The 9,811-nt window shown below is 45.4% G+C and carries 6 protein-coding genes and 1 tRNA gene; 3 read left to right on the forward strand and 4 right to left on the reverse strand.

The annotated features are described in order from the left end of the window. Entirely contained in the window at nt 1–2,868 is a 2,868-nt protein-coding gene (locus GO493_RS20385) for a tetratricopeptide repeat protein (RefSeq protein WP_157308079.1), read from the forward strand. A gap of 46 nt (nt 2,869–2,914) precedes the next feature. Beyond that, nucleotides 2,915–5,137, forward strand: a complete 2,223-nt coding sequence (locus tag GO493_RS20390; RefSeq protein WP_198315780.1) for a DUF4838 domain-containing protein — start codon at nt 2,915–2,917, stop codon at nt 5,135–5,137. Between the two features lie 96 nt (nt 5,138–5,233). Here GO493_RS20390 and GO493_RS20395 read toward each other — a convergent pair whose 3' ends face one another. Continuing rightward, complete coding sequence (locus tag GO493_RS20395; protein WP_157308081.1) at nt 5,234–6,772, reverse strand: alpha-N-arabinofuranosidase; 1,539 nt, start codon at nt 6,770–6,772, stop codon at nt 5,234–5,236. 271 nt (nt 6,773–7,043) lie between these two features. Here GO493_RS20395 and GO493_RS20400 point away from each other — a divergent pair. Beyond that, nucleotides 7,044–7,116, forward strand: a tRNA-Gly gene (locus tag GO493_RS20400). Between the two features lie 148 nt (nt 7,117–7,264). On the opposite strand, the gene GO493_RS20405 is transcribed toward GO493_RS20400, so the two are convergent. The 3 genes from GO493_RS20405 to GO493_RS20415 all read right to left on the reverse strand — a co-directional run bounded on the left by GO493_RS20405 (nt 7,265) and on the right by GO493_RS20415 (nt 9,337). Next, nucleotides 7,265–7,465 carry a hypothetical protein gene (locus GO493_RS20405; protein WP_157308082.1) on the reverse strand — a complete coding sequence of 67 codons (201 nt, stop codon included), beginning with the start codon at nt 7,463–7,465 and terminating at the stop codon, nt 7,265–7,267. 529 nt (nt 7,466–7,994) lie between these two features. Beyond that, complete coding sequence (locus GO493_RS20410; protein WP_157308083.1) at nt 7,995–8,150, reverse strand: hypothetical protein; 156 nt, start codon at nt 8,148–8,150, stop codon at nt 7,995–7,997. 161 nt (nt 8,151–8,311) lie between these two features. Next, nucleotides 8,312–9,337 carry a glycosyltransferase family 2 protein gene (locus GO493_RS20415; protein ID WP_157308084.1) on the reverse strand — a complete coding sequence of 342 codons (1,026 nt, stop codon included), beginning with the start codon at nt 9,335–9,337 and terminating at the stop codon, nt 8,312–8,314. Nucleotides 9,338–9,811 lie beyond the last annotated feature (474 nt).

Genomic DNA, 9,811 nt, shown 5'->3' on the forward strand with positions numbered 1-9,811 from the left:
ATGATGTCTTCTTTAAAATATATACTGTCAGGCGCATTGCTTTGCTTTTCCATGCAAATGCAGGCACAGGTATTTAAGAAATCGAAGGATGCGGACCAGTTGTACGATGAAGCAGTGAAAGAAACAAAGCAACAGCACTATGAGAAAGCTATTGCGCTTTCCAGGGAGGCCCTGGCGCTCAGGCCTGATTTCACTGACCAGGAGTTGTTGCTGGGCAGATTGTATATGCTGACAGGGCAGCCTTCCCTGGCCAGAAAATATGTAAAGGAGGTGCTTACCAAAGATCCCCGCTACAGGGACGCATACCTTTATGCTATCAATATTGAGCTGGGCGCGAAACAGTATTATGAAGCAGAGTGTTTTGCGGATGAGGGACTGTATTATTTTCCCGGTGACAAGGACCTGCTGCTGAAGAAGCTGGGCGTCCTGGATGAGGGAACAAAATTTTACCAGGCAGATAACCTTGCCCAGACGTTGCTGGACAAGTATGCAAGTGATAGTACCGTACGACGTACTGCTACCGGGCATTACCTGCTGGCCGGGCAATATTACCGCAACAGGCGTAACTACTTAATGGCCCAGCAACAGTTTGAAAAGGCATTGCTGCTGGACCCTGACAATGAAGAGGCCCGTATAGCCATCAATAACCTGTATATTACTACTGGCAGTTATACCCGTGCTATTGAGCAGGTAAATGCAGACCTGACCGCCAATCCCGGCTCGTATGACCTGATGATGCGCAAGCTGGGGCTGTTGCAGGAAACACATAATTATACAGAAGCGCTGGCATGGTTACAGCAGATATTGAAACGCTATCCTAACGATGCCAAAGCGCGTGCTATGGATACCCAGTTGCGTATGGAAGCAGCTTCATGGTATGCTAATGCAGATCCTTACCTGTTATACCAGAGTGTGTTGGAAAAAGAGCCCGGCAACAGGGAAGCGCTTGATAAAGTAATTGGCCTGAGCATGTCAAGAGGCGCTTACAGAGAGGCCCTTGCATGGATTAACAAGGGATTGAAAAGTAACCCGAACGATAGCAGGTTGCTAGGATTAAAAATGGACGTGCTGGAGAGCGACAGGAAATTTACAGAAGCAGCTGCCATTGCAGAAGTATTACGGCGCGGCAACTCTTCTTCCCCCGATCTGCGCAGCAGGTATGCGGCGCTGAAAATAGCCAGCGGGCGGGATTACCTGGCGCAGCAACAATATGACCTGGCTATCCCTGAATTTGAAAAAGCCCTGCAGGCGGACCCGAAGGATAGTACTGCCATGGATATGATAGCTAATAGTTACATTAACCAGAAAGAACGTGGTAAGGCAATAGAGGTATTGGACAGAGCGTTGACCGTTTACCCGAACAACCGCCGTTTTTTGCTAAAAAAGGCCAGCATACTGACAGAAATGGGGCAACATGATGAAGCTGCCGCCATCATGGAACAATTGCTCAACCAATATCCTGCTGACGGGAAATATGCGGCCAGTCTGGCGGAGATACGCATGAACGCAGGCCGTATACTAATGCAGGCAGAGGAGTATACTCTTGCTGCGGGCCAGTTCAGGGCAGTGCTGGAACAGGAACCGTCCAACCCCGATGCGCTGAATTACCTGATTAACCTGCATGCTGCCACAGAACAGCCTGACAGCGCCCTTTACTATGCAGACAAAGCTTTACAGTATTACCCGGACAATAAGGATATCCTTCTTAAAAAAGCAGGTGTGCTTACCGATATGAAACGGTATGAAGAAGCAAATGCTATCAATTACCAACTGATGCAGCGTTATCCGTTCACGTTGAAATACAGAACAGCTTATACAGACGGGCTGCTGGCTGCCGGCACAGCTTATCAACGGAATAATGCCACTGACAGTGCACTTACCACCTTCAGGCAGGTACTGACCATCAACCGTAAAGATTCCATGGCATTGCTGTACAGCATTAACCTGCTGAATGCCAAACAACAGTATGACAGCGCATTGATATATGCCAACCAGGGTATTAAATACTATCCTGACAATGTAACCTTCCTTCAGAAACGCGCTGTGATACTTGAAAATCAGAAACAATACGAAGCGGCTGCCACAGCAGCAGATTCTGTTGTAAGACTGAGTAACACGCCGGCTAATAATGATTATGCCGACTACCTGCGCAGCAAAACACTGAAGGACCAGTTTGGCATGTTCTTCCTGCATTCAAGTTATGACTACAACAGTACTACATACAATATTGCCACACTGGAATACCGGCATTTTATTAAACGGGGCTCTTATGCCGCCAGGCTGAACTATGCCGGACGTCAGCAGGGCACGGGGTTACAGGGCGAGGTGGAACTATACTATAATCACACATCCAAACTATACTCTTATGCACTGGCTACTTATTCCAATGAGCTGGTGTTCCCGAAAATGCGGTTGGCGTATTCACTCTTCAAAACGTTCAAACACGATATTGAAGGTGAGCTGGGGGTACGTTATCTGAATGCAGACAGTTCTCACAGTGTTTCCGGTGTGGTGTCTGTAGCTAAAACATGGGAGGAGTTCTGGGTGAATTTCCGTGCTTATTTTATCAGTGATTCTCCTGAGTTCTACACTTCCTATAACCTTACGGCGCGTTATCATATGAACCGTCACCAGGACTATATACAATTCAATGCAGGACTGGGTACTTCTCCTGACGACAGGAGCCGCCTGATACAGTTCCCGAAGCTGGCTGGCTTGCTGACACGCAGTGTAGGTGCGGGTTATCAGAAGACGTTCAGGTACCGTACTACTGTTGGGCTCTTTGGCACGTGGATCAACCAGAAGATCAGTAACAGCGTGTTCCAGAATCAATATGACATTTATATAACATTGCAACGCAAGTTTTAATCCATACACTTTCATGTTCAGGATGATGCAAACATTGTTGATATTAATGACCTTGCTTACCGTAAAGGGTTGTACTTCTCCCCCGGGCGCAATACATCTTGTAACCAATGGGGTTTCAAAATACCAGATAGTGCTGCCTGATGAAGCAACAAAGAATGAAACGCGTGCGGCTACGGTGTTGCAGGAATATATCAAACGTATATCCGGGGCATCATTGCCGGTTATAAAAGAAAGCGCTTACCGGTCAACACCCGCCATATTTGTTGGCGGTACAGAACATACAGAGAAATTCAATGTAGTGAAGCTGAAAACAGAAGGCTTCCACCTGTTAAGTGATGATCAGCATATTTATATACGCGGAGGTACGGGGAAAGGAGTATTGTACGGCGTGTATACGTTACTGGAAGATTACCTGGATTGCCGCAAGTATGCCAATATACCGGTTGTTGTTCCTTCCAGGAAGAACATTGATCTGCCCATGCACCTGCACAGCAAGCAGGAACCTGCTTTTCTTTACCGGGAGACTTACTACCCTGCTGCCTTTGATAATGAATACCTGGAATGGCATAAGCTGCACAGGTTTGAGGACCTCTGGGGAATATGGGGGCATTCTTTCTTCAAAATAGTTCCTCCATCCACTTACTTTGCAGCACATCCTGAGTATTATGCGCAGGTGAACGGCAAGCGGCAGGCAACGCAACTCTGCCTGAGCAATGAAGGGGTATTCAAAGTCATGACAGAATATTTCCGGAAGGCTATTTCAGACAACCCGGATGCTATGTATTGGTCTGTTGCTGCAGAAGACGGTGCGGGGTTCTGCACCTGCGATCAGTGCAGTAAGATCAATGCAGAAGAGGGCGGTCCTACGGGAACGCTTATCCGTTTTATAAACCGGATAGCTGCTACATTCCCGGACCGGCAGTTCACTACCCTTGCATATACTTATACGGCGCATCCTCCGCAGAAAACCAAACCGGCCTCTAATGTATATATCATGCTGAGCAGTATAGATGCTTACCGGCAGGAACCGCTCAGCACCATTGCTTCTGCCGCAGGCTTCAGAAGGGACCTGGATGGATGGGGGGCATTGACAGAGAATCTCTTTGTATGGGATTATACTACCCAATTCACTAATTATCTGGCTCCTTTTCCTGATTATGACAACCTGCAGGCCAACCTTCAATACCTGGCTGCACATAAAGTAAAAGGTGTTTTCTCGCAGGGCAGCGCAGATACTTACAGTGATATGGCTGCCTATAACTGTTATCTTCAGGCAAAGCTATTGTGGAATCCGGGTATTACGGCAACGGCAGTGACGGCTGATTTTATGAATGGGTATTATGGTAAAGCCGGGACGTTCATCAACCAGTACCTGCAGGCGCTTACCACTGCCCTTCATACTACTAAAGCCAGGCTTGACATATATGGCAATCCTGTAAATAATTATAAAGATTTTCTTTCTCCGCAGGCAATAGATCAGTACTCTACGTTACTGGACCGGGCAGAGAAAGCTGCTGAGGGAAACAGTGTATGGATTGAGCGGGTATATAATGCCAGGCTGCCGCTGGAATATACTGTGTTACAGCAATCAAAGTTCTTTGGAACGGAAAAGTCAGGTTACCTGGTTCCGGAAGGCAATGGGTATATTGTAAATGCCCGCTGGCCTGAAAGGGTGAAGAAATTTGCAGCGCAATGTAAAAAGGCAGGGGTAAAAGAGCTTTCTGAAGGCGGACAATCGCCCGATGCTTATCAACAGGACTGGGATGTTATATTTGCCCGTAAATGGGTAAATAGTCTTGCTTTCAGGGCAAAGGTGACATTGGTGAACCCCTGGGCGGAAGATTTTCCTGCAAAGAAGGAACAGACGCTTACAGATGGTTTGGAAGGAGGAAAGGATTTCAGTATTAACTGGTTGTTCATTTACGGGAAAGACATGATAGCGACGATAGATCTGGGGCAGGCTAAAGCTGTGAGCAGTGTAGAGATGAACTTCCTCAATGATCCACGGCATTATATTTTTAATCCTGCTGAGATAATGGTAGAAACTTCTGTTGACGGTGTGAATTTCTCTCTGGCGGGTAAGCAGCAGATAGCTGCGCCGGAGGAGGATTATCATGTATCTGTGAATCATTTTCAGTTTAAGCTTCCTGCCCTCAGTGCCAGGTATGTAAGGGTTTCGGGACGTTGTTTAAATGCTGTACCGGGTTGGAGGGGTGCGCCGGAGGGAAAGAAAGCGGCGGTATGTTGTGATGAAGTTTATGTACAATAACTGTTTAAAAAAAGATCGCTTTTGTCTTCGACAAAAGCGATCTTTTTTGTGTATCTGGCCTGCGGCGGCTATAAATATTTTTACAGCTGTGTGAATTTATTTTAATTCCAGCACTACTACTGATTCTGCAGGCAGTTCCACTATGAGGTTGTCTCCCTGTTTCTTTGCACCGGCAAATTTCTCAATGTGTATTTTATTAGGCTGTTCAAAGGTATTTACGTCTGTAACTTTTGCAGATGTCAGTACCTGGCCGGTTACACCTTTCCAGTTTACGTCCTGGAGCTGGGTGGTTACTGTTATCTTCTGTGAAGGGTTGAGGTTCACGAAGGAGATATGTACAGCTCCTGAAGAATCGCGGGAGGCAGATACGTTGACAGCAGGAATCTCTTCTCCCTCTACTTTATATTTAGGGCTGTTAACCAGGATAGGCAGGTATTCTGCATCCATATGTACTTTATACAGGTCAAACACGTGATAAGTAGGTGTAAGCAGCATCTTTTCCTTATCTGTCAGGATAATGGCCTGTAATACGTTCACTGTCTGCGCCAGGTTGGCCATTCTTACACGGTCACTGTGATTGTTAAAGATATTCAGTGTAGAGCCAGCTATCAGGGCGTCCCTGAGGCTGTTCTGCTGGTAGAGGAAACCTGGGTTTGTTCCTGGTTCCACATCTGTCCAGATACCCCATTCGTCTACTACCAGGGATACTTTTTTCTCAGGATCGTATTTATCCATGATAGCAGAATGTTTTGTTACCAGCGGGTCCATTGCAAGGCATTTCTTCATGGTGGTGAAGTATTCCTTTTCGCTGAAGCTGGTTGCGGAGCCTTTCTTACCCCAGTTGCCCGGAACAGTATAGTAGTGCAGCGTCAGGCCCCATAACATGTGCAGGGGGATCTGTTTCATGCAGGTTTCTGTCCAGTTATAATCGAAATCATTTGCTCCGCTCGCTATTTTCTTTAAAGGTGCGCCGGCATAGTTCCTGGCGTAAGTGGCATAGCGGCGATACTGGTCGGCATAAAAAGCGGGGGTCATGTTACCGCCGCAACCCCAGCTTTCGTTACCTACGCCCCAGAAGCTTACTTTCCATGGGGTTTCGTGACCGTTTTCTTTACGCAATTTGCTCATAGGGCTTACACCGTCAAAGTTCAGGTATTCTACCCATTTGGCCATTTCTTCAACGGTACCGCTACCTACGTTGGCAGATACATAAGGCTCGCACTGCAGCAGTTCGCATAATTCGAGGAACTCATGTGTACCGAAGCTGTTATCTTCAGTAACACCGCCCCAGTTGGTGTTCACCATTTTAGGGCGCTGATCGCGCGGGCCGATGCCGTCTCTCCAGTGGTATTCGTCGGCAAAGCAGCCTCCTGGCCAGCGGAGGTTAGGGACATGGATCTTTTTCAGGGCTTCTACTACGTCCAGCCTGATACGGTCTTTTTTAGGTACGTTCAGAGAAGGGTCTACCCAGAAACCGTCGTAGATACACCTGCCGAGGTGTTCGGAAAAATGTCCGTAAATGTGACGGCTGATAGTGTGGTCGGATTTGCCCTGTACAACTAAACTGGCATTGTTTTGTGCTTTTGCTGCAAATACAGACAAGAGCAACAACAGAAAGAGAGACTTGCTTTTCATAATATAGAATTAATCAGTTTTAAACATTCAGGCTATTTCAGTTTTCCGTGAAGACGTGGAACTGTCGCTAAGGTAGAAAAAATAACTGTCAATTATACAACTAATTTTATCGAGAAATAAATTGTTGTTTAAGTTTTTGCTGCAGTAATGAGATTGAAAATATTTCAGAAAAAAGTGAACTTAAATTTTGTGTTTTCAAACAATGTTGTACATTTGCAATCCCAATCGCGAACAATGCGACGGGAAATAAGAAAAAGTTCTTACAATATAGGCGGAAGTAGCTCATTTGGTAGAGCACGACCTTGCCAAGGTCGGGGTGGCCGGTTCGAGCCCGGTCTTCCGCTCAACAGAAAAAGTCCTGGTGTTTTAAACATCAGGACTTTTTTTATTTCAGGCTATTTCGTTCTGAGAAATTGTCTTCTTTCTGAGATATTACCGGAAATAAAAAGCCCCCAGGAGTACCTGGGGGCTTTTGCTAATATTGTTGATCGCTTATTTATATTTCGGGTTGTACAGTGTATTATCTGGTACTACAACCTCAGGTTTACCGGCATAGCGGTGTTTGAACAGGTTGTAGCAGCCTCCTAGTACAAAAGACAGCAGGCAGAAGATTGACACATAAAATACGAACCGGGAAGAAGATACCCAGCTTTTGGTAAAATCGTTCTTGTTCTCAACGGTATTATGTTCCATAGCTTTAAATTTCGCATTGCAAACTTACGTCATGTCAAATAATAATCCAAGTGAATTTTCCGAAGGAAATACTACTTTTTCTTTGGGACCAGTCAAGAAAAAGGCAAAAATACCAGGGAATAAGCCTAATTAGCAATAGAATCTTCGAGGATATTATCAGACAATGCCTCATCTTCTGACAGAAGATCTTCTAAATGCCGATAAAAAGCATCAACAAAATGCTGTTTTTTCGGATTATCTGCCCTGATAAGTAAAGATGAATAATACCCCAGGGCAGCATGATATCCATCACAAACATATAAGACTCCCAATTCCGGATTCTTATCAAAAATCAGTTATAAAGGAAATTATAGTGGCTTTTACTCTTGGGTCCCTGACCTTAGTAACGTCTTGTTCATTAAAGAAACTAAACGATGTTACTATAACATCTTCGCCATTCTCATCAGCAAGATAATATTTACTAAAATATAGGTGATAATTTATTTCAAAATCTGAAGTGAACCCGTAGCCAATGTCTGTTTTAGTTAGACTATATGGGATGAACAAACTCTATGTCTTTGAGATCTGATAAAGGAATACCATTTGCAATAGCATCCTTAATCCTTCTTTTGTCCCGGATTATCCTGACAATAGGATTTACTTTTTTAGAGCTTGCAGGTTTGCTATTTGCCTTTTTGTCTTTCATATGGAATTGAAATTAAGGGTTTCTTTTCAAATTTTACTTAATGAACAAAATGGCAGTATTTTTTTAGGTTATTTTATTATTGATAATTAATAACATATGACAATATGCTTCCTTAGAGGAAGCATCAATTAAAGAAATCCTACTGAGAACAGTAGCTCTCTTTATCTCTCCAAGGTCCTGAATGTCTTCCTGTTCAGGAAATAATAACGCCAGATCATAATTCCATGGAAAACCCCTGTCAGTTCCAGTAGTCTTTTCTCCGGCAGCCTTTGTCTGGAGGGATCGTATGTTCTGCGCCAGCGGTAATAATGGCGATAGGCCAGGTAAATGGCTTTCATATCTGCCGGTTTTCCGGCGGCGAGGCTTTTTACGGCGGCGAGCACATCGAGGAAAAAACGCTGGGATAATACTATCCAGCGGTCTGCCGGATGCAGGTTCTTCCACAGCATCATCAGGTTATTACGGAAGTTGAGATATACCTTGCGGGGATTGCCCTGGGGTAAGCTTCCTCCTCCTACGTGGTAGACTACGGATTCAGGGCAGTAGCAAATGCGGTAGCCGGCACGTTTGAGTCGCCAGCAGAGGTCTACTTCCTCCATATGGGCGAAGAAATCAGCGTCAAAGCCCCCTACTTCATGGAAGCAGGAAGAGCGAATGAAAAGTGCGGCTCCCGTAGCCCAGAAAATATCCTGGGCATCGTCGTACTGACCGTTATCTTCCTCCGTCCGGTATAATATCCTGCCACGGCAGAAGGTATATCCGAGAATATCCATCCAGCCTCCGGCAGCGCCGGCGTATTCAAACTGTTTTTTGTCGTAATAAGCTCTTAATTTGGGCTGGCAGGCAGCTATGTGATGATCGCGCATCATCTGGGCGATTACAGGTTCGATCCAGCCTGGTTCTACCTCCACATCCTGGTTCAGTAAAACATATATATCAGCTTTTACCTGCTTTAAAGCAGTGTTATAACCACCTGCAAAGCCATCGTTCGTAGCATTGAGGATAATATTTACTTCCGGGAAATACGAGCGCACATACTCTACACTATCGTCTGTAGAAGCATTATCAGCTACATACAGCTGCAGGTTCTTATATGTAGATCTGCAGACAGAAGGCAGGAATTTTTCCAGAAAACTACGTCCATTCCAATTCAGAATAACAACCGCCACCGATGGTAATACAGACAAAAGCATTCTCTTTTTGCGTGAATAATATCCTGGCTGTACCTCGTGTTAAGAGATATGGCCAAAATTTTTGCCTTACAAATATGCAACAAATTATAATAGCTTATGATCTCAAAAATCGCTTTCGCCTTCGGCGAAAGCGATTTTTGAGAGGGGGGTCTTTGCGCTGCGCGCAGCTTTGAGGGGGATTTTATGCAATGTGTAATTTCGGGAAGGGGACTTTATGCTGCGCGTAGTTTTGAGAGGGGAGCTTGCGCTGCGCGGCTTTGAGGGGGATTTTTATGCAATGTTAATTTCGGGAAGAGGGCTTTATGCTGCGCGTAGTTTTGAGAGGGGAGCTTGCGCTGCGTGCAGCTTTGAGGGGGATTTTATGCAATGTGTAATTTCGGGAAGGGGACTTTATGCTGCGCGTAGTTTTGAGAGGGGAGCTTGCGCTGCGCGGCTTTGAGGGGGATTTTTATGCAATGTTAATTTCGG

The organism is Chitinophaga tropicalis (assembly GCF_009758205.1).
GTDB lineage: Bacteria > Bacteroidota > Bacteroidia > Chitinophagales > Chitinophagaceae > Chitinophaga > Chitinophaga tropicalis.